Source organism: Enterobacter cloacae complex sp. 2022EL-00788 (genome assembly GCF_026627565.1).
Classification (GTDB): Bacteria; Pseudomonadota; Gammaproteobacteria; order Enterobacterales; family Enterobacteriaceae; genus Enterobacter; species Enterobacter pasteurii.
On sequence record NZ_JAPNMC010000006.1, the window covers coordinates 101321 to 126956 of the forward strand.

General features: G+C 54.8%; 24 protein-coding genes. 7 read left to right on the forward strand and 17 right to left on the reverse strand.

The genetic code is table 11. The features are described 5' to 3' along the window. From rffA to trxA, 8 genes are all read right to left on the reverse strand, one after another. The gene (rffA, locus tag OWK27_RS11165) at positions 1-1131 is read right to left on the reverse strand and encodes a dTDP-4-amino-4,6-dideoxygalactose transaminase (RefSeq protein WP_193355352.1); all 1131 of its coding nucleotides are present in this window, start codon (positions 1129-1131) and stop codon (positions 1-3) included. A gap of 4 nt (positions 1132-1135) precedes the next feature. After that, a complete protein-coding gene (gene rffC, locus OWK27_RS11170; RefSeq protein ID WP_267590393.1) occupies positions 1136-1813 on the reverse strand; it encodes a dTDP-4-amino-4,6-dideoxy-D-galactose acyltransferase in 678 nt (225 codons plus the stop codon). Next, positions 1810-3072, reverse strand: coding sequence for a UDP-N-acetyl-D-mannosamine dehydrogenase (gene wecC / locus OWK27_RS11175; RefSeq protein WP_267590394.1), 1263 nt, complete (start codon positions 3070-3072; stop codon positions 1810-1812). The genes rffC and wecC overlap by 4 nt, the downstream gene beginning before the upstream one ends. Beyond that, positions 3069-4199: a non-hydrolyzing UDP-N-acetylglucosamine 2-epimerase gene (gene wecB / locus OWK27_RS11180; protein WP_176609020.1), complete on the reverse strand. Its 1131-nt coding sequence runs from the start codon at positions 4197-4199 to the stop codon at positions 3069-3071. Before wecB ends, wecC begins: the two co-directional genes overlap by 4 nt. Before the next feature lie 56 nt (positions 4200-4255). Then, the gene (gene wzzE, locus OWK27_RS11185) at positions 4256-5302 is read right to left on the reverse strand and encodes an ECA polysaccharide chain length modulation protein (protein WP_148421649.1); all 1047 of its coding nucleotides are present in this window, start codon (positions 5300-5302) and stop codon (positions 4256-4258) included. 13 nt (positions 5303-5315) lie between these two features. Further along, positions 5316-6419: a UDP-N-acetylglucosamine--undecaprenyl-phosphate N-acetylglucosaminephosphotransferase gene (gene wecA, locus OWK27_RS11190; protein ID WP_001050933.1), complete on the reverse strand. Its 1104-nt coding sequence runs from the start codon at positions 6417-6419 to the stop codon at positions 5316-5318. A 242-nt stretch (positions 6420-6661) separates the two neighbouring features. Continuing rightward, a complete protein-coding gene (rho, locus tag OWK27_RS11195; RefSeq protein ID WP_001054528.1) occupies positions 6662-7921 on the reverse strand; it encodes a transcription termination factor Rho in 1260 nt (419 codons plus the stop codon). 341 nt (positions 7922-8262) lie between these two features. Further along, the gene (trxA, locus tag OWK27_RS11200) at positions 8263-8592 is read right to left on the reverse strand and encodes a thioredoxin TrxA (RefSeq protein ID WP_006812392.1); all 330 of its coding nucleotides are present in this window, start codon (positions 8590-8592) and stop codon (positions 8263-8265) included. A 144-nt stretch (positions 8593-8736) separates the two neighbouring features. Here trxA and rhlB point away from each other — a divergent pair, with 144 nt between their 5' ends. Both rhlB and gppA read left to right on the forward strand, forming a co-directional pair. After that, positions 8737-10005 carry an ATP-dependent RNA helicase RhlB gene (rhlB, locus tag OWK27_RS11205; RefSeq protein ID WP_148421650.1) on the forward strand — a complete coding sequence of 423 codons (1269 nt, stop codon included), beginning with the start codon at positions 8737-8739 and terminating at the stop codon, positions 10003-10005. A 6-nt stretch (positions 10006-10011) separates the two neighbouring features. Then, on the forward strand, positions 10012-11496 hold the full coding sequence (gene gppA, locus OWK27_RS11210) for a guanosine-5'-triphosphate,3'-diphosphate diphosphatase (protein WP_176609021.1): 1485 nt from the start codon (positions 10012-10014) through the stop codon (positions 11494-11496). Between the two features lie 42 nt (positions 11497-11538). Here gppA and rep read toward each other — a convergent pair whose 3' ends face one another. Next, positions 11539-13563 (reverse strand): DNA helicase Rep, encoded by a 2025-nt coding sequence (rep, locus tag OWK27_RS11215; protein ID WP_267590395.1) that lies wholly within the window; start codon positions 13561-13563, stop codon positions 11539-11541. An 85-nt stretch (positions 13564-13648) separates the two neighbouring features. On the opposite strand from rep, the gene ppiC reads away from it, so the two are divergent. After that, entirely contained in the window at positions 13649-13930 is a 282-nt protein-coding gene (ppiC, locus tag OWK27_RS11220; protein WP_006812396.1) for a peptidylprolyl isomerase PpiC, read from the forward strand. A gap of 53 nt (positions 13931-13983) precedes the next feature. Here ppiC and cysE read toward each other — a convergent pair whose 3' ends face one another. The 5 genes from cysE to OWK27_RS11245 form a co-directional block, all read right to left on the reverse strand. Continuing rightward, on the reverse strand, positions 13984-14805 hold the full coding sequence (cysE, locus tag OWK27_RS11225) for a serine O-acetyltransferase (RefSeq protein WP_022646641.1): 822 nt from the start codon (positions 14803-14805) through the stop codon (positions 13984-13986). Positions 14806-14880: 75 nt separating this feature from the next. After that, positions 14881-15900 (reverse strand): NAD(P)H-dependent glycerol-3-phosphate dehydrogenase, encoded by a 1020-nt coding sequence (gene gpsA / locus OWK27_RS11230; RefSeq protein WP_148421653.1) that lies wholly within the window; start codon positions 15898-15900, stop codon positions 14881-14883. Continuing rightward, positions 15900-16367 (reverse strand): protein-export chaperone SecB, encoded by a 468-nt coding sequence (gene secB, locus OWK27_RS11235; RefSeq protein ID WP_003860835.1) that lies wholly within the window; start codon positions 16365-16367, stop codon positions 15900-15902. Before secB ends, gpsA begins: the two co-directional genes overlap by 1 nt. A gap of 32 nt (positions 16368-16399) precedes the next feature. Further along, positions 16400-16651: a glutaredoxin 3 gene (gene grxC, locus OWK27_RS11240; RefSeq protein ID WP_148421654.1), complete on the reverse strand. Its 252-nt coding sequence runs from the start codon at positions 16649-16651 to the stop codon at positions 16400-16402. A gap of 11 nt (positions 16652-16662) precedes the next feature. Next, complete coding sequence (locus OWK27_RS11245) at positions 16663-17094, reverse strand: rhodanese-like domain-containing protein (RefSeq protein WP_003860840.1); 432 nt, start codon at positions 17092-17094, stop codon at positions 16663-16665. A 250-nt stretch (positions 17095-17344) separates the two neighbouring features. Between OWK27_RS11245 and gpmM the strand changes: the two genes are divergently transcribed. From gpmM to OWK27_RS11260, 3 genes are read left to right on the forward strand one after another with little or no spacing between them, the layout of a single operon-like run. Beyond that, complete coding sequence (gene gpmM, locus OWK27_RS11250; RefSeq protein WP_193355357.1) at positions 17345-18889, forward strand: 2,3-bisphosphoglycerate-independent phosphoglycerate mutase; 1545 nt, start codon at positions 17345-17347, stop codon at positions 18887-18889. A gap of 33 nt (positions 18890-18922) precedes the next feature. Next, a complete protein-coding gene (gene envC / locus OWK27_RS11255; RefSeq protein ID WP_252004852.1) occupies positions 18923-20182 on the forward strand; it encodes a murein hydrolase activator EnvC in 1260 nt (419 codons plus the stop codon). A 3-nt stretch (positions 20183-20185) separates the two neighbouring features. Beyond that, on the forward strand, positions 20186-21118 hold the full coding sequence (locus OWK27_RS11260; protein WP_148421657.1) for a divergent polysaccharide deacetylase family protein: 933 nt from the start codon (positions 20186-20188) through the stop codon (positions 21116-21118). Here OWK27_RS11260 and OWK27_RS11265 read toward each other — a convergent pair whose 3' ends face one another. After that, positions 21119-21919: a glycosyltransferase family 2 protein gene (locus OWK27_RS11265; RefSeq protein ID WP_267590396.1), complete on the reverse strand. Its 801-nt coding sequence runs from the start codon at positions 21917-21919 to the stop codon at positions 21119-21121. 287 nt (positions 21920-22206) lie between these two features. On the opposite strand from OWK27_RS11265, the gene OWK27_RS11270 reads away from it, so the two are divergent. Continuing rightward, positions 22207-23304: a glycosyltransferase family 9 protein gene (locus OWK27_RS11270; RefSeq protein WP_267590397.1), complete on the forward strand. Its 1098-nt coding sequence runs from the start codon at positions 22207-22209 to the stop codon at positions 23302-23304. A 28-nt stretch (positions 23305-23332) separates the two neighbouring features. On the opposite strand, the gene tdh is transcribed toward OWK27_RS11270, so the two are convergent. Continuing rightward, positions 23333-24361: an L-threonine 3-dehydrogenase gene (tdh, locus tag OWK27_RS11275; protein ID WP_148421660.1), complete on the reverse strand. Its 1029-nt coding sequence runs from the start codon at positions 24359-24361 to the stop codon at positions 23333-23335. A 9-nt stretch (positions 24362-24370) separates the two neighbouring features. After that, a complete protein-coding gene (gene kbl / locus OWK27_RS11280) occupies positions 24371-25567 on the reverse strand; it encodes a glycine C-acetyltransferase (RefSeq protein ID WP_242174418.1) in 1197 nt (398 codons plus the stop codon). Positions 25568-25636 lie beyond the last annotated feature (69 nt).

A 25636-nucleotide genomic window follows, 5' to 3' on the forward strand; every position in this document is an offset into this window, starting at 1 on the left:
TCAGCCGAAATAACTCAGAAGCGTATTGATTACCGTACGCTGGTTCACCGGCGCGAGGTTGTAGAACAGAGGCAGGCGGAGCAGGCGTTCGCTCTCTTTGGTGGTGTAACGGTCTTCACCGGCAAACGTCCCAAACGCTTCTCCAGCCGGGCTGGAGTGCAGCGGGATATAGTGGAATACCGCCATAATTTCCGCCTCTTTCAGCCAGGCGATCAGCTTGCTGCGATCGTCGTTATCGCGCAGCTTGATGTAGAACATATGGGCATTGTGGACGCAGTCTGCCGGAATGGTCGGCAGCTCAATACGCCCCGCTTTCGCCAGCGGCTGCAGCGCGTCGTAGTAAGTTTGCCACAGGGACAGGCGTTGCAGATTGATACGCTCTGCCGCTTCAAGCTGCGCCCACAGGTACGCGGCCTGCAAATCTGCCATCAGGTAGCTTGAGCCGATATCGCGCCAGGTGTACTTGTCCACCTGACCACGGAAGAACTGGCTGCGGTTGGTCCCTTTTTCACGGATCACTTCCGCACGCTCAACCAGCGCACGATCGTTAATCAGCGTCGCGCCACCCTCACCGCCTGCGGTGTAGTTTTTGGTTTCGTGGAAGCTAAAGCAGCCGATATGGCCGATGGTTCCCAGCGCGCGACCTTTGTAGGTGGACATCACGCCCTGCGCGGCGTCTTCCACCACGAACAGGTTGTGCTTTTTGGCGATCGCCATGATGGTGTCCATTTCACAGGCCACGCCCGCGTAATGCACCGGGACAATCGCCCGCGTTTTGTCGGTGATGGCCGCTTCAATCAGCGTTTCGTCGATATTCATCGTATCCGGACGGATATCCACAAACACAATTTTTGCGCCGCGCAGAACGAACGCGTTTGCCGTAGAGACGAAGGTGTAGCTCGGCATAATCACTTCATCGCCGGGCTGAATATCCAGCAGCAGCGCCGCCATTTCGAGCGAAGCGGTGCAGGACGGCGTCAGCAGTACCTTAGCACTCTGAAAACGTTGCTCCATCCACTGCTGGCAGCGACGGGTAAAACCGCCGTCGCCGCAGAGCTTGCCGCTGCCCATAGCGGACTGCATATAATCAAGTTCAGTGCCCACGACGGGAGGCGCGTTAAATGGAATCATTTTGTCACCTGTATAACCAGTAGGCGGTGGCGTCGATGCTGGCACCACTCGCGATATAACGTTTAAGCGCAGCGGTGTTGCCCATCTGGGTCGCTACCCGCAGCGTCGAAACCTGTTGTTGATGCGCCCAGTGCAGCGCCGCCTGCATGAGTTTCGCGCCCATGCCGCGACCGGCTAACAAACCGATGCGCGCTTCGCGCTCGTTGAGCTTGCGAAGCGAAACAAAGCCCTGAATCTGCCCCTCCGCAGCGCGGAACACCAGACAAACGTGGTCAAACGTGCCTTTAACCGCATTCTCAATCCACTGGGCATAAAAACGGCCGCTGTCATCAGGAGCATACCAGGGCGCACGAAAGCGGCTCTGAGCGAAGGCCCGTGCCGCCATCTGGCGCAGCGCTGGAATATCCTGCTCTGATGCCACTTCCGCGCCCGGGGCGCCGTGAAGGGTCACGTTAATGGAGAGATCGACCTCACCTTCAACCAGCCGGAATCCGTGCTGCTGGAGCGCGTCCAGCAGATCGGCGCGGTCCGCCGGGATCTTCGCCTGTACGCGCTGCCAGGCGCTGAAGTCTGCGTCCTGCAAGGCAGGGGCATTCTCGTGCAAACGTACTATCGCCGAGGGGCGGGAAAAAAATGCGCTTTCCCACTCAAGCGATTCCAGCACGCCGTTGAGCGTACTCAACGCCACACGCCCTTAGTATCAACAATATATTTCTGGGATACGGCATCACCGGAAACGGCTTTAAACGCGTTGTGATCCACCAGCAGCACCAGCACATCCGCCGTCGCCAGCGCGTTATCCAGTGCGGTAAGGGTGCAGCGACCCGCAAGTTTTGCCGGCAGCTCATGAATATTCGGCTCAACCACCACCGTTTCACCGCTGTGCCAGTGGGCGATCGTTTCGGCAATGGCCATCGCCGGGCTTTCGCGCAGATCGTCAATATTCGGTTTGAATGCCAGGCCAAAGCAGGCAATTTTCAGCTCGCTCGCGCGTTTGCCGCTCTCGGCCAGGCAATCGGCAACCGTGGCTTTAACCTGATTAAGCACCCACTGAGGTTTGTAGTCGTTCACTTCGCGCGCGGTACGGATCAGGCGCGCCTGTTCCGGGTTTTGCGCCACGATAAACCACGGGTCGACCGCAATACAGTGCCCGCCCACGCCCGGCCCCGGCTGAAGAATATTCACGCGCGGATGGCGGTTAGCAAGGCTAATCAGTTCCCAGACGTTAATCCCCCGATCGGCGCAAATCAGCGACAGCTCGTTTGCAAACGCGATGTTGACGTCGCGGAAGCTGTTTTCCGTCAGTTTGCACATTTCGGCGGTGCGGGAGTTAGTCACCACGCATTCGCCCTCAAGGAAGATCTTATAGAGCTCGCTGGCGCGCGCGGAGCAGACTGGCGTCATGCCGCCAATCACGCGGTCATTTTTAATCAGTTCCACCATTACCTGGCCCGGCAGCACGCGCTCTGGGCAGTAGGCGATATTGATGTCGGCCTGTTCTCCCGCCTGCTGCGGGAAGCTGAGGTCGGGACGCGCCTCGGCCAGCCACTGCGCCATTTGCTCGGTTGCCCCAACAGGCGAAGTGGACTCAAGGATTACCAGCGCGCCTTTCCTGAGAACGGGCGCAATCGATTTTGCTGCCGCCTCGACGTAAGCCATGTCTGGCTCATGATCGCCTTTAAACGGAGTTGGAACAGCAATCAGGTACGCATCGGCTTCCACCGGCGCGGTGCTGGCGCGCAGGAAGCCACCTTCCACCGCCTTTTTCACCACGCGATCGAGATCGGGCTCCACGATATGAATTTCGCCACGGTTGATGGTTTCCACCGCGCGCGCGTTGATATCAACGCCGACAACCTGCTTTTGACGAGAGGCAAAGGCCGCGGCGGTAGGCAACCCGATATAGCCAAGACCAACGACAGAGATGGTAGTAAAACTCATAGCGTTACCCGATTGTGTTTAAGTGCGTGCAAAATACGACCACAAGCCTGGCCATCACCGTACGGGTTATGGGCCCGGCTCATCGCCTGATACTCTTCTTCGTCATGCAGTAAGCGCGTGACCTCTTCGACAATACGGCGCGGATCCGTTCCCACCAGACGTACCGTACCGGCAGTCACCGCTTCCGGACGTTCGGTGGTTTCACGCATCACCAGCACCGGCTTGCCGAGGGAAGGCGCTTCTTCCTGAATACCGCCGGAATCGGTCAGGATCAGCCAGGCGTGGTTCATCAGCCAGACAAACGGCATATAGTCCTGCGGCTCAATCAGGAGCACGTTCTCCACGTGACCCAGGATACGGTTGACCGGTTCGCTGACGTTAGGGTTGAGGTGCACCGGATAGACAATCTGCACATCGTCGTTCTGCGCGGCGATTTCTGCCAGCGCATGGCAGATGTGCTCAAAGCCACGACCAAAACTTTCGCGGCGGTGCCCCGTCACCAGAATCGTTTTCTTGCCGTTGTTCAGGAACGGATAGCGTGCAGCAAGTTCAGCCTGAAGCTCGCTGTTAGCCAGCACGCGGTCACGCACCCAAATCAGCGCGTCAATAACCGTATTGCCGGTAACAAAGATTTTGCTGTCGCTGATGTTTTCTCGCAGCAGGTTCTGACGTGAGTTTTCGGTTGGCGCAAAATGGTACATCGCCAGGTGACCGGTAAGCGTGCGGTTGGCCTCTTCCGGCCACGGGGAATAAAGATTGCCGGTACGCAGACCCGCTTCAACATGGCCAACAGGGATACGCTGGTAGAACGCGGCCAGGCTGGTCGCCACGGTGGTGGTGGTGTCGCCGTGCACCAGCACCACATCTGGCCTGAACGACTCAAGGATAGGCTTTAACTCTTGCAAGATACGGCAGGTAATTTCCGTCAGTCCTTGCCCCGGTTTCATAATATTTAGATCGTAATCCGGGACGATAGAAAAGAGGGTTAAAACCTGATCGAGCATCTCGCGGTGCTGGGCAGTCACGCAGACTTTTGCTTCAATATCAGGATCTCTGGCCAGCGCATGAACCAGAGGCGCCATCTTAATGGCCTCCGGCCTGGTGCCAAATACGGTTAGTACTTTCACATCGATTCTCTTCGATTAGACGATGAAGGCCGCAGCCTTCATCGTAGACGGCGTTCTTAGTTTGTGCGGCGACGCATTAACGCCACGCCAGCGCCAGTCAGTGCGCCCACAATCCCCCACATGATCATCAGGAATGCGCGACGCGGACTATCGCGTTTTACAGGTTCTTCAGGCGTTCTCAAATAACGATAGGTCTGAAAACGCGGATCCAGCGTTGGGCCGACGTTGAGCGTGTTGAGCATGGCGCGGTTTTGGTCGTAATCAAGATCGAAATCAGGGCCAACGGCCTGGATATTTTCCAGCCGAGCCTGAAGCATTGGACGACCAAGGAGGAACATTTCTGAGTCAGGGAGTTCGTCAGCGGGAACATCCGTTTCGCTACGGGAAATATTGTGCTGTTCCGCAATTTTTAGCGCCTGCTCAATGTTATGCACGCGTCGCGCGAAGATAGCTTTTGCGACCTCTTCCTGGCGTTTCACCTGCGCTTTCATCTGGATAGTACGCGCAGCCCAGGCGCCTTTAAGTTCGTCATTCAGATGACTCGCCGCGCGCTGGCTGGCAAACGCGACATACTGACGCAGAAGATTATTGGCATCCGGCGCCGTTTCCGCGATCAGCTTTACGCTGTCGCTGACATTACGGAGCGCATCACCAGGCATAAACTGAATGTTGTTGATTAAATCATCCAGCAGCGCGGCATCCGCTTTGCTGTTACCGACCATGCGCTGCTTGTAGTAGTCCGTCTGGGACCAGAAATCACGGCGCGTATCCCATGACGCCAGCTGCATCACGAACTCTTTGTAGGATTCATCCATGACCGAGGCCTGATCCGGGGTCGCCAGATTGGCCTTGATATCAAGATTACGCAGGAACTGCTGCTGGGAGTAGTATCCTCCGAGCATATTTACCGTTGGTCGGTCCGTGATCGCCGTGGCGCTCCACTCCTGTTTTGCGAAGAAGGTGTAGGCTAGCGCCAACAGTGCGAACCCCAACGCGATCCCCACAATCCACAGCTTGCCTCGCCAAAGCACTCGAAACAAACCACGAATATCCAGCTCGTTCTCAGTTACCACTGATTTCGCTCCCGCCAACGGTTGAGTCATCATAGTCCCGGTTTTACTTAGTTAATGTTGTGTTTTTGCCACTGTTACGACGCATCCTGCGTTTTAAACGTTTAATGAAACGCGCGACTTTCCATGCACGCTTGATGCAGTAACCGTACATGAAAAATGCTAGCAAGAATAATACCAACATTACCCATTCAGGAATGAAATGTGCGTATTCTGCAGCAACGCCGATAGCAGCCAAAATGGCAGCCGCAAGCGTAATGAGCACAAATGCCTGACGGGACGTGAAACCGGCGCGCATAATCAGATGGTGAATATGCTGACGGTCGGGGGAGAATGGGCTCATCCCTTTACGCAGACGGCGGTACATAATGGCAACCATGTCCATCAGCGGGATTGCAATAATCCAGAGCGCCGTTACCGGGCTTATAGGATGCGTTTTACCCTGAGTGGTCTCCAGCAGAACCCAGATAACCGTAAAGCCAATCAGCGTACTGCCCGCATCGCCCATAAAGACCTTATAGCGACGTCCTAACACACCCAGGTTGAGGCAGATGTAAGGCAGGATGGCGGCAATCATGGCAAAGCACCACATTGACAGGCTGTACTGGCCGTCAAACCATAAAATGATGCCGATAGCGCCAAACGAAACAGAGGACAACCCGCCGAGCAGGCCGTCTATACCGTCAACCATGTTGAAGGCATTGATGGCGGCCCAGACGGCAAACAGCGTCAGGAAGAAGCCGAATGGCCCAAGCACAAGCTCCCAGGGACCAAACACGTAGCCCAGGCTTCTGAGATAGAGACCGCCTACCACCATCATAATGATGCCGATAGCCGCCTGTACCGTGGCGCGGAACTTCACGCTGATATCAAACCGGTCATCAAGGGCGCCGACTAACACCAGCACGCCTGCACATGCCAGGTAGAGCGCGGCATGAGGAATGTAGTAATCCGCGATCCCGAATGTGAAACAGATGCCTGCGTACACCGAAATACCGCCCACCAGCGGAATAAGCCCCTGATGGCGTTTACGGAAATTCGGTTTGTCCACTAACCCAATTCTTTTTGCTACCTTGCGCGCAATGAACAAAAAACAGGTTGTGAATAAAAAAATACTGATCAGCTCAGTTACTGCAGTGAGTAGATTCACAATGGATTGCTCTCAACAAATGTTAGTCCCGGAAGTATAACCATGAAGCCTCTGCCTCAGAAGGATTAAAGACGGCCTCTCACAACTCCCTTTGTATATTTTTCAATCAATTATTTCTTTGACTGTACAAACCTGCTTATTGTCGCACCGACCGGTCAAAATTGGGAGTGTGTGGTAATAGCGTATAGTCCATAAATAAAAAACGCCACGTAAAAACGTGGCGTTTACTGGGATTATTTGCGTTACGAGCGTTTCATCATGTCGAAGAAATCGTCGTTCGTTTTGGTCATCGCCAGTTTGTTAATGAGGAATTCCATGGCGTCGATCTCACCCATTGGGTGAATGATTTTGCGCAGGATCCACATTTTCTGTAGCTCTTCCTGAGTGGTAAGCAGCTCTTCTTTACGGGTACCGGAACGGTTGTAGTCGATAGCCGGGAAGACGCGTTTTTCTGCGATCTTACGAGAAAGGTGCAGCTCCATGTTGCCTGTCCCTTTAAACTCTTCGTAGATAACTTCGTCCATTTTGGAGCCCGTATCGATCAGCGCCGTCGCGATAATGGTCAGGCTACCGCCCTCTTCCACGTTACGCGCCGCACCGAAGAAACGCTTCGGACGATGCAGGGCGTTGGCGTCCACACCACCGGTCAGTACTTTACCGGAAGCCGGCACCACGGTGTTGTAGGCACGCGCCAGACGCGTAATGGAGTCGAGGAGGATGATCACGTCTTTTTTGTGCTCAACCAGGCGTTTTGCCTTCTCGATAACCATTTCGGCAACCTGAACGTGGCGAGATGCCGGTTCGTCGAAGGTAGACGCAACCACTTCACCTTTCACCAGACGCTGCATCTCGGTCACTTCTTCAGGACGTTCGTCAATCAGCAGCACCATCAGCACGCAGTCTGGGTGGTTGTAGGCAATGCTCTGCGCGATGTTTTGCAGCAGCATGGTTTTACCCGCTTTTGGCGGTGCCACAATCAGACCACGCTGACCACGACCGATTGGCGAGGCCAGATCCAGAACGCGAGCGGTTAAGTCTTCAGTAGACCCGTTACCACGCTCCATGCGCAGGCGAGAGTTCGCGTGCAGCGGCGTTAAGTTCTCGAACAGGATCTTATTGCGCGAGTTTTCCGGTTTGTCGTAGTTAACTTCGTTAACCTTCAACAGCGCAAAGTAGCGTTCACCCTCTTTTGGAGGACGAATCTTACCTGAAATGGTGTCACCAGTGCGGAGGTTGAAACGGCGGATTTGGCTAGGGGATACGTAGATGTCGTCAGGGCCGGCGAGGTAGGAGCTGTCTGCAGAGCGGAGGAAACCAAATCCGTCTTGCAATATCTCCAGCACACCGTCGCCAAAGATATCTTCGCCACTCTTAGCGTGCTGCTTCAGGATGGCGAAAATGATGTCCTGCTTGCGCATACGAGCCTGGTTTTCCAGTCCCATATTTTCGCCGAGAGTGATCAGCTCAGAAACCGGCGTATTCTTTAATTCGGTAAGATTCATAATGGTGTGGGTTCTTAAACTCGGGGTGATTCTCGAACTTAATGTTGTGAATGGTATGGCAGGGTCATCCATGCCTGTTTAGCGGCCATCACCTCATGTCTGTTCGCTGTCTGGTCACAGGGAAAGAACGCAGAACTGAAACGACAAGACGGATTGAGTGACAAGCCCGGAATCTAGCAACTTCACGCACTGTTTATGTTAACAACGGGAAGTATCGGGTAAAACAAGATTCAAACAACAAGATATGTTTAAAACGTAGTCATAGCTAACTTAGCACGACTAAAGCCGGGCGTCCAGAGTTCACCATTAATTAGGCGATCTGGACGCTCGGCTGAGAAACCTTACGCCAGGTTAGCGTCCAGGAACTCTTTCAGTTGACCTTTGGACAGTGCGCCCACTTTGGTCGCCGCCACGTCGCCGTTTTTGAACAGCAGCAAGGTCGGAATGCCACGGATACCGTATTTTGGCGCGGTGCCCGGGTTCTGGTCGATGTTCAGCTTGGCAACGGTCAGTTTGCCCTGATATTCGTCAGCGATTTCATCCAGAATCGGAGCGATCATTTTGCAAGGACCACACCATTCAGCCCAGAAATCAACGAGGATCAGCCCGTCAGCTTTAAGTACGTCCGTGTCAAAACTGTCGTCAGTCAGGTGAATAATTTTATCGCTCATATATAACTCCACAGGAATAAGCCTGGTACGTTGGTTTTATCTCCACCAACGACGTGTTGATGTCGCATTAACCAACTAAAGGTTGACTTTATTTCACCGGATACGCTTTCGTAAAGCAATAGTAAGCTGATATTCTACCACACTATGAGCAAAACACATTTAACAGAACAGAAGTTTTCCGACTTCGCCCTGCACCCGAAGGTGATCGAAGCCCTTGAAACAAAAGGGTTTCATAACTGCACGCCCATTCAGGCTCTCGCCCTGCCGCTGACGCTGGCCGGTCGCGACGTTGCAGGGCAGGCGCAAACCGGTACCGGCAAAACGATGGCGTTTTTAACGTCAACGTTTCATTATTTACTTTCTCACCCGGCGATTGCAGACCGCAAAGTTAACCAGCCGCGCGCGCTAATTATGGCCCCGACGCGAGAACTGGCGGTACAGATCCACGCAGACGCTGAGCCTCTGGCGCAAGCCACCGGCCTGAAACTCGGCCTGGCCTATGGCGGGGACGGTTACGATAAGCAGCTGAAGGTGCTGGAAAGCGGCGTGGATATCCTGATTGGGACCACTGGCCGTCTTATCGACTACGCCAAACAGAACCATATCAACCTCGGCGCAATCCAGGTGGTGGTGTTGGATGAAGCAGACCGCATGTACGATCTGGGCTTCATCAAAGATATCCGCTGGCTGTTCCGCCGTATGCCTGCCGCAGACCAGCGCCTGAACATGCTGTTCTCCGCAACCCTGTCATACCGCGTGCGTGAACTCGCATTCGAGCAGATGAACAACGCCGAATATGTAGAAGTGGAACCGGAGCAGAAAACCGGCCACCGCATTAAAGAAGAGCTCTTCTATCCATCTAATGAAGAGAAAATGCGCCTGCTGCAAACGCTGATCGAAGAAGAGTGGCCGGATCGCGCCATTATCTTTGCGAACACCAAGCACCGCTGTGAAGATATCTGGGGCCACCTGGCGGCAGATGGTCACCGCGTAGGCCTGCTGACCGGCGACGTTGCGCAGAAAAAACGCCTGCGTATTCTCGAAGAATTTACCCGCGGCGACCTCGATATTCTGGTCGCAACCGACGTGGCGGCCCGTGGCCTGCATATTCCAGCCGTGACACACGTCTTTAACTACGACCTGCCAGACGACTGCGAAGACTATGTACACCGTATCGGTCGTACCGGTCGTGCGGGCGCAAGCGGTCACTCTATTAGCCTCGCGTGTGAAGAGTATGCGCTGAATCTTCCGGCCATTGAGACCTATATCGGTCACTCTATTCCGCAAAGCAAATACAACCCGGACGCGCTGTTAAGCGAGCTGCCGCCGCCTAAGCGCCTGACCCGCCCGCGCTCCGGCAATGGCCCGCGTCGTTCCGGCGGCGCACCGCGTAATCGTCGTCGTTCAGGTTAAGAAAATATGCTCAGCTCCACCTCGCTTTATGCGGCAATCGATCTCGGTTCGAATAGCTTTCATATGCTGGTTGTGCGCGAGGTGGCAGGAAGCATACAAACGCTGACGCGCATCAAGCGCAAGGTCCGCCTCGCGGCGGGCCTGAGCGGCGATAACCACCTCTCTCCTGAAGCCATGGAACGTGGCTGGCAGTGCCTGCGTCTGTTTGCCGAACGTCTGCAGGATATCCCCCTCAGTCAAATTCGCGTTGTTGCCACGGCAACCCTTCGTCTGGCGGTTAACGCTGGCGATTTCATAGCCAGAGCGCAGGACATTCTGGGCTGCCCGGTGCAGGTCATCAGCGGTGAAGAAGAAGCGCGCCTGATCTATCAGGGTGTAGCGCACACTACCGGCGGCGACGATCGCCGTCTGGTCGTGGATATTGGCGGTGCCAGCACCGAACTGGTGACCGGCACGGGTGCCCAGGCGACGTCGCTTTTCAGCCTGTCGATGGGCTGCGTGACCTGGCTGGAGCGTTACTTTACCGACCGCAACCTGGCGAAAGAAAACTTCGATGAAGCGGAAAACGCTGCACGCGAAGTGCTGCGCCCGGTCATGGACGAACTGCGCTATCACGGCTGGAAAGTTTGCGTAGGGGCATCCGGAACCGTACAGGCATTGCAGGAGATCATGATGGCGCAGGGGATGGACGAGCGGATCACGCTTGCCAAGCTCCAGCAGCTGAAACAGCGCGCCATCCAGTGTGGTCGCCTGGAAGAGCTTGAAATTGAGGGGCTGACGCTCGAACGTGCGCTGGTTTTCCCAAGCGGGCTCGCCATTCTGATCGCCATTTTCACCGAGCTGAATATCCAGTGTATGACGCTGGCAGGCGGCGCGCTGCGCGAAGGTCTGGTTTATGGAATGCTGCACCAGTCTGTCGATCAGGACATCCGTAGCCGCACGCTGCGTAACGTTCAGCGCCGCTTTATCGTCGATACCGACCAGGCGCAGCGGGTGAGCCAGCTGGCCTCATTGTTTGCCGATCAGGTAAAGAAAAGCTGGGATATTGAACCTTTAAGCCGCGATCTGCTGCTTAGCGCCTGCGCGTTGCATGAAATTGGTTTGAGCGTGGAGTACAAGCAGGCGCCGCTGCACGCGGCCTGGCTGGTGCGCAATCTCGATTTGCCGGGCTTTACGCCCGCGCAGAAGAAGCTGCTGGCCACCCTGTTGCTGAACCAGACCAACGCCGTCGATCTCTCTTCGCTTCATCAGCAGAACGCTGTGCCCCCGCGCGTGGCCGAGCATCTTTGCCGCCTGCTGCGCCTGGCCATTCTGTTTGCCAGCCGCCGTCGCGATGATTTGCTGCCGGACATTACGCTGGTGGCGGACGATGAGAAACTGACGCTGACGCTGCCGAAAAACTGGCTTGAAGATCATCCACTTGGCGCAGAACTGGTTGAGCAGGAGTTCCAGTGGCAAAGCTATGTGCACTGGGCGCTTGAGGTGAAGTAAACGTCCGTACAGTGCCGGGTGCGCTTACCCGGCCTGCAAAAATTATCCTTTCTCTTTGGCTTTTGCCAGCATCGCGCGTATGTTTGCCACGTTTGCCTGGCCTTTGTGCATGCGCTCTTCAGCGGTAATGACTTTGCGTTCCTGCTCCCAGATAAGATCGTCCTGCGGCAACTCCAGCAGGAAACGGCTCGGCTCCGGGCGCACCAGCTCGCCGTACTGGCGGCGCTCTTTGCACAGCGTGAACGTCAGCTCTTTCTGCGCACGGGTGATCCCCACGTAGGCCAGACGGCGCTCTTCGTCGACGTTATCTTCATCGATGCTGCTCTGGTGCGGCAGTAACCCCTCTTCCATACCCACCAGATAGACATACGGGAACTCCAGCCCTTTCGACGCATGCAGCGTCATCAGCTGAACCTGATCGGCCTCTTCTTCACTTTCGCCGCGCTCCATCATATCGCGCAGCGTGAAGCGGGTGACCACCTGCGTCAGGGTCATTGGCTCGTCTAACTCAGAACCCTCCAGCATTTCGGTCATCCAGCTGAAGAGCTGGTTAACGTTTTTCATACGCATCTCTGCCGCTTTCGGGCTGGCGGAGGTTTCGTACAGCCAGGATTCATAGTCAATGCCGTGGATCAGATCGCGTACCGCCGCCACGGGCTCGCGCTCGGCCAGGCGCTGCACCTCACCCAGCCAGTGGGTGAAGCGGGTCAAGGAGTCATAACCGCGCCCGGTCAGGGTCTGGCTCAGCCCCATGTCGAAGCTGGCGGTAAACAGGCTCTTGTTGCGGGTCATCGCCCATTCGCCCAGCTTTTGCAGCGTCGCAGGACCAATTTCGCGCTTCGGCGTGTTCACGATACGCAGAAAGGCGCTGTCGTCGTCCGGATTCGTCAGCACGCGCAGATAGGCCAGCAGATCCTTGATTTCAGGACGCGAGAAGAACGACGTGCCGCCGGAAATTTTGTACGGAATGCGGTTCTGCATCAGCATCTTTTCAAAGACGCGGGACTGGTGATTACCGCGATAGAGGATCGCATAATCCTTGTATTCGGTTTTGTTGACGAAGTGGTGGGCAATCAGCTCCCCCGTTACGCGCTCCGCTTCGTGCTCTTCGTTATTGGCGCTAAGCACTTTCAGTTCGGTACCGTAGCCCAGCTCGGAAAACAGACGCTTCTCAAACACGTGCGGGTTATTGGCAATCAGGATGTTCGCCGCCTTCAGAATGCGTCCGGAGGAACGGTAGTTCTGCTCCAGTTTAATCACCTGCAACGCCGGAAAGTCTTTGCTCAGCAGCACCAGGTTTTGCGGACGCGCGCCGCGCCAGGAGTAAATGGACTGGTCGTCGTCCCCTACGACGGTAAAGCGCGCGCGCTGTCCTACCAGCAGCTTAACCAGCTCGTACTGGCTGGTGTTGGTATCCTGATATTCATCCACCAGAAGGTAGCGGATTTTGTTCTGCCAGCGCTCGCGCACCTCTTCGTTACGCTGGAGCAGCAGCGTCGGCAGCAGGATCAGATCGTCGAAATCCAGCACGTTACACGCTTTCATATGCGCGTCGTACAGCCCGTAGCAGTGGGCAAAAATGCGATCGCGCTCGCCTTTGGCGCTCGCCGCCGCCTGGGCTGGCGTCATCAGATCGTTTTTCCAGTTGGAGATCGTCGAGATCAGCTGTTGCAGCAGAACCTTGTCGTCCTCAATCAGCCCTTCCGTCAGCTCTTTAAGCAGCGCCACCTGGTCAGTGTCATCGAAGAGCGAAAAGTTGGACTTCATCCCCAGCGCCGCGTATTCGCGCTTGATGATATCCAGACCCAGCGTGTGGAAGGTGGAGATCATCAGCCCGCGCGCCTCTTTACGGCCCAGCGTCTGGCCCACGCGCTCTTTCATTTCGCGCGCCGCTTTGTTGGTAAAGGTGACCGCCGCGATATGGCGCGCCTGGTATCCGCAGCCGCGAATCAGGTGGGCGATTTTGTTGGTGATCACGCGTGTTTTACCGGATCCCGCCCCCGCCAGCACCAGGCATGGTCCGGTGACGAATTCGACAGCTTGTTGTTGTCCGGGGTTTAAACGCATAAACGATCGCTCAATGAAAGTAGGGAGAGGAGGAAAAACGCGTGGTAGTATACCGATCGTAAACTAGTCGACTCAAGGCACGATCATGGCAAAAACAGCAGCAGCACTGCATATCCTTGTTAAAGAAGAGAAACTGGCACAGGATCTTCTGGAGCAGATCAAAAACGGCGCCGACTTCGGCAAGCTGGCGAAGAAGCACTCCATTTGCCCGTCAGGCAAACGCGGTGGTGATTTAGGCGAGTTTCGCCAGGGCCAGATGGTTCCGGCGTTTGATAAAGTGGTCTTCTCCTGCCCGGTGCTGGAGCCAACCGGCCCGCTGCACACGCAGTTCGGATATCACATTATCAAAGTGTTATACCGCAACTAATCCAAAGCCCGGTGCATTCACTCACCGGGCTTTTTTTTCGGGCTTGCCGACGCTTAAATGCCGTCGCCGTATTCGAAGGTGTGGTGGATCCCGTTGAAGTGCTGATCCATATCCATCGACGGTTTATCGCTGTCTGGCTTACCGACGATGCGCGCCGGGACGCCCGCGGCAGTGGTATGCGGCGGTACCGGCTGTAGCACAACCGACCCCGCGCCAATCTTCGCTCCGCGTCCGACTTCGATATTGCCCAGGATTTTAGCGCCTGCGCCAATCATCACCCCTTCACGAATTTTCGGATGGCGATCGCCGCTGGTTTTACCGGTACCGCCCAGCGTAACGGATTGCAGGATCGACACGTCATCCTCAATCACCGCCGTTTCCCCGACGACAATGCCGGTGGCGTGATCGAGCATGATCCCGCGGCCAATCTTAGCCGCCGGGTGGATATCCACCTGGAAGGTCACCGAGACCTGGTTTTGCAGGAAGATAGCCAGCGCGCGGCGGCCCTCATTCCATAACCAGTGACCGATGCGGTACGCCTGTAAGGCGTGAAAGCCTTTGAGATACAGCAGCGGCGTGGAATATTTATCGACGGCCGGGTCACGCGTGCGCACGGCCTGGATATCACAGGCGGCAGAGGCGATCATCTCAGGATCTGCGGCGTAGGCCTCTTCCACCACTTCGCGGATAGCGATAGCAGGCATGATAGGGGAAGCCAGCTTATTGGCGAGCATATAGCTCAGGGCGCTGCCGAGATTTTCGTGCTTGAGTAGCGTCGCGTGATAGAAACTGGCCAGCATAGGCTCACAGTCTGCCAAAGCTCGCGCTTCGGCTTTAATATTGTTCCAGACGATATCCAGTTCTTCACACGGCATTGCTTGCTCCAGACGATAGTTAATGACCAGCCAGTTCTGCGCTGGCTGGGTCATTCAGGTGACGATATTTCCCGGCTAATTGCTGCTGCGCTCGTCCTTGCGCGCACGACCTAATAAGGTCAATGCTGCCTCGCGCGCATTTTTTCCGCAATACAATACCTGATAAATTTCCTCGGTTATTGGCATTTCGACACCAAAACGGTGCGCCAATTCGCGAACTTCTTTGGTATTGCGATAGCCTTCAACCACCTGACCAATCTTCTCCTGCGCGCTTTTAACATCGCTGCCCTGTCCGAGCATCATGCCAAAGCGGCGGTTACGCGACTGGTTGTCGGTGCAGGTCAGCACCAGGTCGCCCAGGCCCGCCATCCCCATAAAGGTGGCCGGATCGGCACCCAGCGCTTCGCCAAGGCGGGACATTTCGGTCAGCCCGCGGGTAATCAGCGCCGTACGCGCATTCGCGCCGAAACCGATGCCGTCGGACATCCCGGCGCCAATAGCAATGACGTTCTTCACCGCACCGCCCAGCTGCACGCCGATAAAATCGGGGTTACTGTACACGCGGAAACTCTTGCCGCAGTGCAGCAGTTGCTGGAGATCGTCGGAGAAGGCCTGGTCGGTGGATGCCAGCGAAATCGCTGTCGGCAGGCCAGCAGCCAGCTCTTTGGCAAAGGTCGGCCCGGAGATCACCGCCAGGGGGATCTCCGTACCCAGCGCTTCGCGGGCAACGTCCTGCAACAGACGTCCGGTTTCGGCTTCCAGCCCCTTCGTCGCCCACACAACGCGCGCATCCGCACGCATCAGCGGCTTAATCTGACGCAGCACTTCGCCAAACACATGGCTCGGCACCACAATCAGAATATTGCGGCTGGCGGCCAGCGCGGTCGCAAGGTCGCTTTCCAGATGCAGGGAATCAGGGAACGGAACGTCCGGGAGAAACGCCACGTTGCAGCGGTCGTGTTGCAACGTCGCGATATGTTTTGGATCGTGGCCCCACAGGACCACGTCGTGACCATTTCTTGCCAGCGTGATGGCAAGAGCGGTGCCGTAAGAGCCGGCACCGATCACAGTCATTGACGCATTAACAGTGCTCATCAGGCATCCTGATGTTGTTCGGCACCTTCGCCAGCCTGCTGTTGCAGGTAGTTCATGAACAGCGCATCAAAGTTCACTGGCGCAAGGTTCAGCTGTGGGAACGTACCGCGAGAAACCAGGCTGGTGATGCATTCACGTGCATACGGGAACAGGATGTTCGGGCAGTATGCACCCAGGCAATGCGCCATCTGGTTGCCTTCAATACCGCCGATGGAGAAGATGCCGCCCTGCTGTACTTCGCACAGGAATGCAGTTTCTTCGCCCAGAGAAGCGGTTACGGTTACACGCAGTACGACTTCATACACGTCATCCGCCAGCTGGGTGGATGCGGTATCCAGATCAAGTTTAACCTCTGGCTGCCAGTCTTTCTGGAAAACGTGCGGCGCATTTGGCGCTTCGAAAGAGACATCCTTGGTGTAGATGCGCTGGATCTGGAAAGTCATTTCGGTGTTGTTTTGTTCTGACATGGAAAAACCCTTTTTAATTGTCCTAAAGTCTCTTAGCGCAGCAGCGGATCGAGTCCACCACGCGCGTCGAGCGCATACAAGTCATCACAGCCGCCAATGTGCTGCGCATCAATAAAAATCTGTGGAACCGTCGTGCGGCCACTGCGTTGGATCATCTCTTCGCGTTTAATCGCGTCACCATCGATCGGCAGTTCCTTGAACGTTACGCCTTTGCTGGTCAGCAGCGCTTTCGCTCGGTGGCAGAACGGGCACGTTGCTTTGGTGTAGATCTCAATATTGGCCATCACTTAACTCCTTATTTGCCGCGCACTAAAGGAAGATTCTCCCCGCTCCAGCCGGAAATGCCTTCTTTCAGTACCGTTACGTTTTCAAAACCTGCTTTATGCAGTGCGTTGGCAGATTCCTGCGCCTGCATGCCGGTGCCGTCAACAACGATAATCGGCTGGGCTTTATGCTTCTCCAGCTCACCAATGTTGTTTGCTTTGATTTCCGCAGGCAGCAGGTTGATAGCACCTGCAATGTGGCCCTTACGGAAATCGTCGCGCTGACGCAGATCAACCACAACGGCGTCCTCTTTGTTGATCAGACGAGTCGCTTCACCGCGGGTGATCACCTTAATTTTAGACGTCAGTCCCTTAAATGTGGTGAACAGTACAGCGACCAGCAGGCCAATCCACGCGATGCTCAGGACCGGGTGGCGGCTAACGAATTGCATAATTTCTTGCATGGGGGGTAACTACTCCCGACGTAGTGATTAAAAAAAACCAGGACAGGAGTATACCTGTGCGTTGTGGCAAATACAGCCAGCGACATAAAGCTAATCTATTTTCTGCGGCATGCCACGTAAAAAAAAGCCTCAAAATGTCCTGAGAACAGCATTGCCTCCACGCTTTCTTTGATCTTCTGCGGCTATTTTATCGATTCAGCTGTAGTAAAATTACGCAAATTTTTTGTCTCTTGAGCATGAGGTTGTCGCAATGTCGGTGTCTAAAAAACCTATGGTACTGGTGATTCTGGATGGCTATGGCTACCGTGAAGATCAACAGGATAATGCCATTTTCAACGCCAAAACCCCGGTTATGGATGCGCTATGGGCAAAACGTCCCCACACGCTGATTGATGCGTCTGGCCTGGAAGTGGGTCTGCCAGATCGCCAGATGGGTAACTCTGAAGTGGGTCACGTTAACCTGGGCGCGGGCCGTATCGTTTATCAGGACCTGACGCGTCTGGACGTTGAAATCAAAGAACGTACCTTCTTTGCCAACCCAACGCTCACCGGGGCGGTTGATAAAGCCGTTGCCGCAGGTAAAGCCGTTCACATTATGGGCCTGCTCTCTGCGGGCGGCGTTCACAGCCACGAAGATCACATCATGGCGATGGTAGAGCTGGCCGCCGAGCGCGGTGCAGAAAAAATCTATCTGCACGCGTTCCTGGATGGCCGTGATACGCCTCCGCGCAGCGCTAAAGGTTCTCTGGAAGCGTTTGAAAACAAATTCGCCGCGCTGGGCAAAGGCCGCGTGGCGTCCATCATTGGTCGTTACTATGCCATGGACCGCGACAACCGCTGGGATCGCGTAGAGCAGGCCTATGACCTGCTGACCCTGGCAAAAGGCGAGTTCCAGTACGCGACCGCCGTTGAAGGCCTGGAAGCCGCTTACGCGCGCGATGAAAACGACGAGTTCGTGAAGGCGACCGTTATCCGCGCTGAAGGGCAGGCCGATGCCGCCATGGAAGATGGCGATGCGCTGATCTTCATGAACTTCCGTGCTGACCGCGCGCGTGAAATCACCCGTGCCTTCGTCAACGCCGATTTCGACGGTTTCGCCCGTAAGAAGGTGGTGAAGATCGATTTCATCCAGCTGACCGAGTACGCAGCGGATATCAAAGCCCCTTGCGCTTATCCGCCCGCGTCGCTGGAAAATACCTTCGGTGAGTGGATGGCGAAAAACGATAAAACCCAGCTGCGTATTTCTGAAACTGAAAAGTATGCACACGTGACCTTCTTCTTTAACGGTGGCGTGGAAGAGCCGTTCAAAGGCGAAGACCGCATTCTGATTAACTCGCCAAAAGTTGCGACGTACGATCTGCAGCCGGAGATGAGCTCCGCGGAGCTGACCGAAAAACTGGTGGCCGCGATCGAAAGCGGTAAATACGACACCATCATTTGTAACTACCCGAATGGCGATATGGTAGGCCACACCGGCGTGATGGAAGCCGCGGTGAAAGCGGTTGAAGCGCTGGATCGCTGCGTTGAGCAGGTTGCGAAAGCTGTCGAGTCCGTAGGTGGCCAGCTGCTGATCACCGCCGACCACGGCAACGCGGAACAGATGCGCGATCCGGCAACGGGACAGGCGCACACCGCACATACCAACCTGCCTGTTCCGCTGATTTATGTAGGTGATAAATCAGTTAAAGCAGTGGAAGGCGGCAAGCTTTCCGACATCGCGCCAACCATGTTGTCGCTGATGGGTATGGAAATCCCTAAAGAGATGACTGGCAAGCCGCTGTTCATCGTGGAATAATCGCTCCCCATGAGGGGAAAGGCGATTTTTTCAATCACATGGGTCGTGAAGCCGCTTAGGTTATCAGTCAGACCTCTGCTTTACGCCAGCGCACTCAGCGCTGGCGTATTGCTGTGCGCCGCATCCGCCCACGCGGATGACCGTGACCAGCTTAAATCCATTCAGGCTGATATCGCCGCTAAAGAGCGCGCCGTACGCCAGCAGCAGCAGCAGCGTTCAGCCCTGCTTGCCCAGCTTAAAAAGCAGGAAGAGGCCATCTCCGCCGCCGCGCGTAAGCTGCGTGAAACGCAAAACACCCTTGCTCAGCTCAATAAGCAAATCGATGAAATGAACGCGTCGATTGCGAAACTGGAGCGTCAGCGTGACGCACAGGAGCGCAACCTTGCTGCACAGCTTGATGCCGCCTTCCGCCAGGGTGAGCACACCGGCCTACAGCTGATCCTCAGCGGTGAAGAGAGCCAGCGCGGGCAGCGCCTGCAAGCCTACTTTGGCTACCTGAATCAGGCGCGTCAGGAGACTATCGCGCAGCTCAAACAGACGCGCGAAGAAGTCACCACGCAAAAAGCCGAGCTGGAAGAGAAGCAGAGCCAGCAGCAGACGCTGCTCTACGAACAGCAGGCCCAGCAGGCGAAGCTTGAGCAGGCGCGGAATGAACGTAAAAAGACGCTCGCCGGACTGGAGTCCTCTATTCAGGCAGGACAAAGCCAGCTGAGCGAAATGCGCGCCAACGAATCGAAGCTGCGTAACAGCATCGCCCGTGCGGAAGCCGCGGCCAAAGCGCGCGCTGAAAAAGAGGCGCGTGAAGCACAGGCCGTGCGTAATAAGCAGCAGGAAGCCTCCCGTAAAGGCACCACCTATAAGCCTACTGAAAATGAACGTTCCCTGATGTCGCGTACCGGCGGCCTCGGCTCACCTCGTGGCCAGGCCTACTGGCCCGTTCGCGGTACGATTCTGCATCGCTATGGCGAACAGTTGCAGGGTGAGCTACGTTGGAAGGGGATCGTTATCGGTGCGTCTGAAGGTAGCGAAGTGAAAGCCATCGCCGATGGTCGCGTTATTCTGGCCGACTGGCTGCAGGGTTACGGACTTGTGGTGGTGGTTGAACACGGTAAAGGCGACATGAGCCTTTACGGCTACAACCAGAGCGCGCTGGTCAGCGTCGGCACCCAGGTGCGCGCCGGCCAACCCATTGCCCTTGTGGGCAGCAGTGGCGGTCAGGGCCGCCCGTCACTCTATTTCGAAATTCGTCGCCAGGGTCAGGCGGTCAATCCACAGCCGTGGTTGGGAAGATAAGTTTTGCTTCAATTTCGTCGAATTATTCTCTCCGTCGTCAGCGCGCTGGCGCTGGCTGCACCGGTTTATGCAGGCAAACTCGCGATAGTGATCGATGACTTCGGTTATCGCCCGCACTACGAAAATCAGGTGCTGGCGATGCCGTCAGCCATCTCCGTCGCCGTTCTTCCTAACGCGCCACATGCCCGTGAAATGGCGACGAAAGCCCATAATAGCGGCCATCAGGTCCTCATCCATCTGCCGATGGCGCCCCTCAGCAAGCAGCCGCTGGAAAAAGATACTCTGCGCCCGGATATGAGCAGCGACGAGATCGATCGCATCATCCGCGACGCCTACAACAAAGTGCCGTATGCCGTGGGCCTGAATAACCATATGGGCAGCGCGATGACCTCCAGCCTGTACGGCATGCTGAAAGTGATGCAGGCGCTGGAGCGTTACAATCTCTATTTCCTCGACAGCATGACCATCGGCAACAGCCAGGCAATGCGTGCCGCTCAGGGGACGGGCGTGAAGGTCATCAAGCGCAAGGTCTTCCTGGACGACTCCCAGAACGAGGCGGATATCCGCGTGCAGTTCAACCGTGCGGTACAGCTGGCGCGCCGTAACGGGTCGGCGATTGCCATCGGCCATCCGCATCCGTCTACCGTACGCGTGTTGCAGCAAATGCTGCCGACCTTACCTGCCGATATTACGCTGGTGCGTCCGGGCGATCTGCTCAATGAACCTCAGGTGGATACGTCTCGTCCGGGTAGCGCGCAGCCACCAGCAACACAACCGCGTAATCCGTTCCGCGGCGTGAAGCACTGCACGCTGAAACAGCCGCCTGAACCGGTGCATGCAACCCGCTTCTTCACGGTGATCAGCGAAAGCGTGAGCCAGAGTACGCTGGTGCAGTATTTCCAGCATCAGTGGCAGGGCTGGGGGAAAAAGTCGTAACTATCTAATAAGATGTGAATCCGTATGCTTTCGGGCTGCGGATTCCCCTTCATCCTGATGGCGATACCAGGCTTTGAAATATTTTAAAAAACTGGACAAGGTTGCATAGAGTCCCGTAACCACCCCAACTTTTCCCTGTCTCCATGCACCGCTAAATAAATACCATTTAAAGAAGGCACCAATAGCACTGACGATACCGCGTACGATTGAAGGTCTGGGTGCCTGATACTTTACCACTCGCGATGTATACGTATTTAACTTATCAAACACTTCATGCAGGGAATAAAAGGTATCGTGTCGGACATGACCCGGTATTCGCATCACCTGCCCTGCACCAACGGCTTTATCATCTACTGGTCGATTGTTAAATGTGACATAACGACGATTGAATAACCTCAAGGGATAGTCTGGGGAAGAAACCGGGTAGATTGTTCGGGTGCGCTCGCCTAACACATACCAGTAACGAGACAGACTCCACCCCCAGTCTGCTGGAGGTTCCTCTCTGGATTTTAGCGCGATGATATATTCCAGGGTATCTTCATCCAGTATTTCATCACTGTCCATGCATAAAACCCAATCGTTACTTGACCGAGAAATGGCTATATTCATCTGTTCACCATGCATGGCATAGGGATGATAAATTGGTGAGATTCCATATTCTTCGAGAACAGATAACGTTTCATCATGGCTCCCGGAATCAACCACAACAATCTCATCCGCAATACGTATCAAAGGGGGTACAACCTGATGTAACAAACGAGCAGAGTTGTACGTCAAAAGGCATACGGTTAGCTTGAACATATTGTCCCCTGATCTTAATCAATTAGATCATGAGAGAATAGCTTCAGCCATTACCACTGTCATATCCGGGTCTGAACCATAATTTTTATTTACAAAACGGTGCTGGCATTAGCGAGTAGGGGTGACGCACGTCAGAAACGGGATAAACCAGAGAGCATATAATTTAAATACTTGTTAAATAACAATAAAATGATGCAAGCCACTCTCTGGCATTGCAATCATTCCTTTTGGCAGACGTTAAGATTATACTATCGTCAATATACTGCTTAAGTTGGTTTGGCGCGAACATGAAGAAAATTATTAGTTACCTGAAGGAAATTAACAGGCAACGAAACCATAAAACGAAAGAATTAAAAAGACGGTTAAAGCTACTTTCAGTAGCGCGCCAGCTCCATGATAAGCGGCAGGAAAAAATTGATGTTTCCCGTGTGAAGCGCATCCTTTTCCCTTTTGTAGACCTTGGAATTGGTGATGCTGTTTGCCACACCGGAACCTGGCATAGTTTAAAAGAGGCAGGGTATACGCTGCAGGTCATCGTCGAAGAACGAAATCGCGATTTATTCGAAAAAATGACGGATATTGATGAAGTTTATATTGTTGATATCAATAACATCGATGCAATGAACACCATCGAGACAGATTTAGTCATTAGCCATTACGCATGGATGAAAAGAAAAGAATTGTTCAATACGCTTCTCCTGCGTAAAGTGCATTATAAATATGCCGTTGGATTTGGCGGCTGGCTGGATAAGCCTTATAACTTAATGTTGCCAATTGATTCCGAGTTCCACATTACCCATCCTCAAAAAGAAATACTTAACATATTGAATGTTAAGCCTGAATTCCTTCGTTATTCGTTACCCGTTTTGCCGGAGCACGATGACTTTATTGACAGTTATCTGCAATCGCATTCTGGTAAAACGTGCGTTGTCCTCAATCCATTCGCAAGCGTTGCAGAGCGCAGCCTCTCGCCTTCACAGTTAGAAAAATTGGCGAATGAGATTACACAAAACCCAGATGTTCATGTGTTTATCATTGGTGAAGGTAAGAAACTTGCTAACCTCCACATTGAAAATAGCCAGGTCACCATTTGTCGTTTCAACTCGCTCTGGGATGCCATAACACTTATCAAAAAAGCCGATTTGATTGTCTCTGTAGATACAGCCATCGTACATATCGCCTGCGCCTTTGATAAAAAACTTATTGCTATCTATTTTTCCATGCTGCTGGATCATAATAAAAAATTCGAAGGCAATACTATTTTCGCGCCTGTTGGTAATAACTCAGAGCAGCTAATATTCGATAAACACCACAACAAACTTGATATCCAGTCTATTGCTGCAAAAGTACTCATCAAGCTTGGTTGCGAAAGAACTGCTGCATAAGTAAAAGGGGCCCTCGGCCCCTTTCTCATTATTTACCCCAGCTCAGAATCACTTTCCCGGACTGGCCAGAACGCATAGCGTCAAAGCCCTGCTGGAACTCATCGACAGAGAATCGATGGGTAATAATCGGGGACAGATCCAGGCCAGACTGAATTAATGCCGCCATCTTGTACCAGGTTTCGAACATTTCACGGCCATAGATGCCTTTAATGAACAGCCCCTTGAAGATCACTTTATTCCAGTCGATAGACATATCTGACGGCGGAATACCCAGCATCGCGATACGCCCGCCGTGGTTCATGGTGTCAAGCATGGTGCGGAACGCCGGTGGCGCACCGGACATCTCCAGACCCACGTCGAAGCCTTCAGTCATGCCCAGTTCTTCCATCACGTCGGTCAGGCTCTCCTTAGAGACGTCCACCGCGCGGGTAACGCCCATTTTACGTGCCAGCGACAGACGGTATTCGTTGACGTCGGTGATCACGACGTTACGCGCACCCACGTGCTTCGCCACCGCTGCCGCCATAATACCGATTGGGCCCGCACCGGAGACCAGCACGTCTTCACCCACCAGGTCGAAGGAGAGCGCGGTATGCACCGCGTTGCCGAACGGGTCAAAGATGGAGGCCAAATCGTCAGAGATATTGTCCGGAATTTTGAACGCGTTGAACGCCGGGATCACCAGATATTCAGCGAAGCAGCCCGGACGGTTTACGCCCACGCCGACGGTGTTGCGGCACAGGTGCGTACGACCACCGCGGCAGTTACGGCAGTGACCGCAGGTAATATGGCCTTCACCGGAGACGCGATCGCCGATGTTGAACCCTTTTACTTCCTGGCCGATGCCAACTACTTCACCCACATATTCATGGCCGACCACCATCGGGACAGGAATGGTTTTCTGTGACCACTGGTCCCAGTTGTAGATGTGAACGTCAGTACCGCAGATGGCGGTTTTACGAATTTTGATCAGCAGATCGTTATGACCGACTTCCGGCTCCGGCACGTCGGTCATCCAAATCCCTTCTTCCGCTTTCAGTTTGGATAACGCTTTCATCACACGTCCTCAGGCAATTACGCCCAGCTGTTTGCCGATGCGGGTAAAGGCTTCCACCGCACGTTCAATTTGTTCAGGCGAGTGCGCCGCAGACATCTGGGTGCGGATACGCGCCTGACCTTTTGGTACCACCGGGAAGAAGAACCCGGTCACGTAAATCCCTTCTTTCTGCAGCTCGCGAGCAAATTTCTGCGCGACGACCGCATCGCCCAGCATCACCGGAATGATCGCGTGGTCAGCACCGGCCAGGGTAAACCCTGCGGCGCTCATTTTTTCACGGAACAGACGGGCGTTGGACCACAGGCGGTCGCGCAGCTCAGCACCGGATTCCACCATCTCCAGCACTTTAATGGAGGCGGCCACGATCGCTGGCGCCAGGGAGTTGGAGAACAGATACGGGCGGGAGCGCTGACGCAGCCACTCAACCACCTCTTTACGCGCGGCGGTATAGCCGCCGGAAGCACCGCCAAGCGCTTTGCCCAGCGTACCGGTGATGATGTCCACGCGGCCCATCACGTCACAGTATTCGTGGGAGCCACGGCCATTTTCGCCCACAAAACCAACCGCGTGCGAGTCGTCTACCATCACCAGCGCGTCGTATTTGTCGGCCAGATCGCACACGCCCTTCAGGTTAGCGATCACGCCGTCCATAGAGAACACGCCATCGGTGGCGATGAGCACATGACGCGCGCCGGCTTCGCGGGCCTCTTTCAGGCGGGCTTCCAGCTCAACCATGTCGTTGTTGGCGTAGCGGAAACGCTTCGCTTTACACAGGCGGACGCCGTCGATAATAGAGGCGTGGTTCAGGGCGTCGGAGATAATTGCGTCTTCTGCGCCCAGCAGCGTCTCAAACAGACCGCCGTTGGCGTCGAAGCAGGAGGAGTAGAGGATCGCGTCTTCCATTCCAAGGAAGTTCGCCAGCTTTTGTTCAAGCTGCTTGTGGCTGTCCTGGGTGCCGCAGATAAAGCGCACGGAGGCCATGCCGAAGCCGTGGGTATCCATGCCGTTTTTCGCTGCGGCAATCAGCTCAGGGTGATTCGCAAGACCCAGGTAGTTGTTCGCACAAAAGTTGATCACATGGCTGCCGTCGGCAACGGTGATGTCCGCCTGCTGAGCAGACGTGATAATACGCTCTTCCTTGAACAACCCTTCCGCACGGGCGGTATCAAGGTCGCTGTTTAACTGTTTGTAAAAATCACCACGCATTGCAATTCTCCAGACTCGGCAAATTTCGGCACATATTACCCAAACCTATAGTTCATGACGAGATGACGC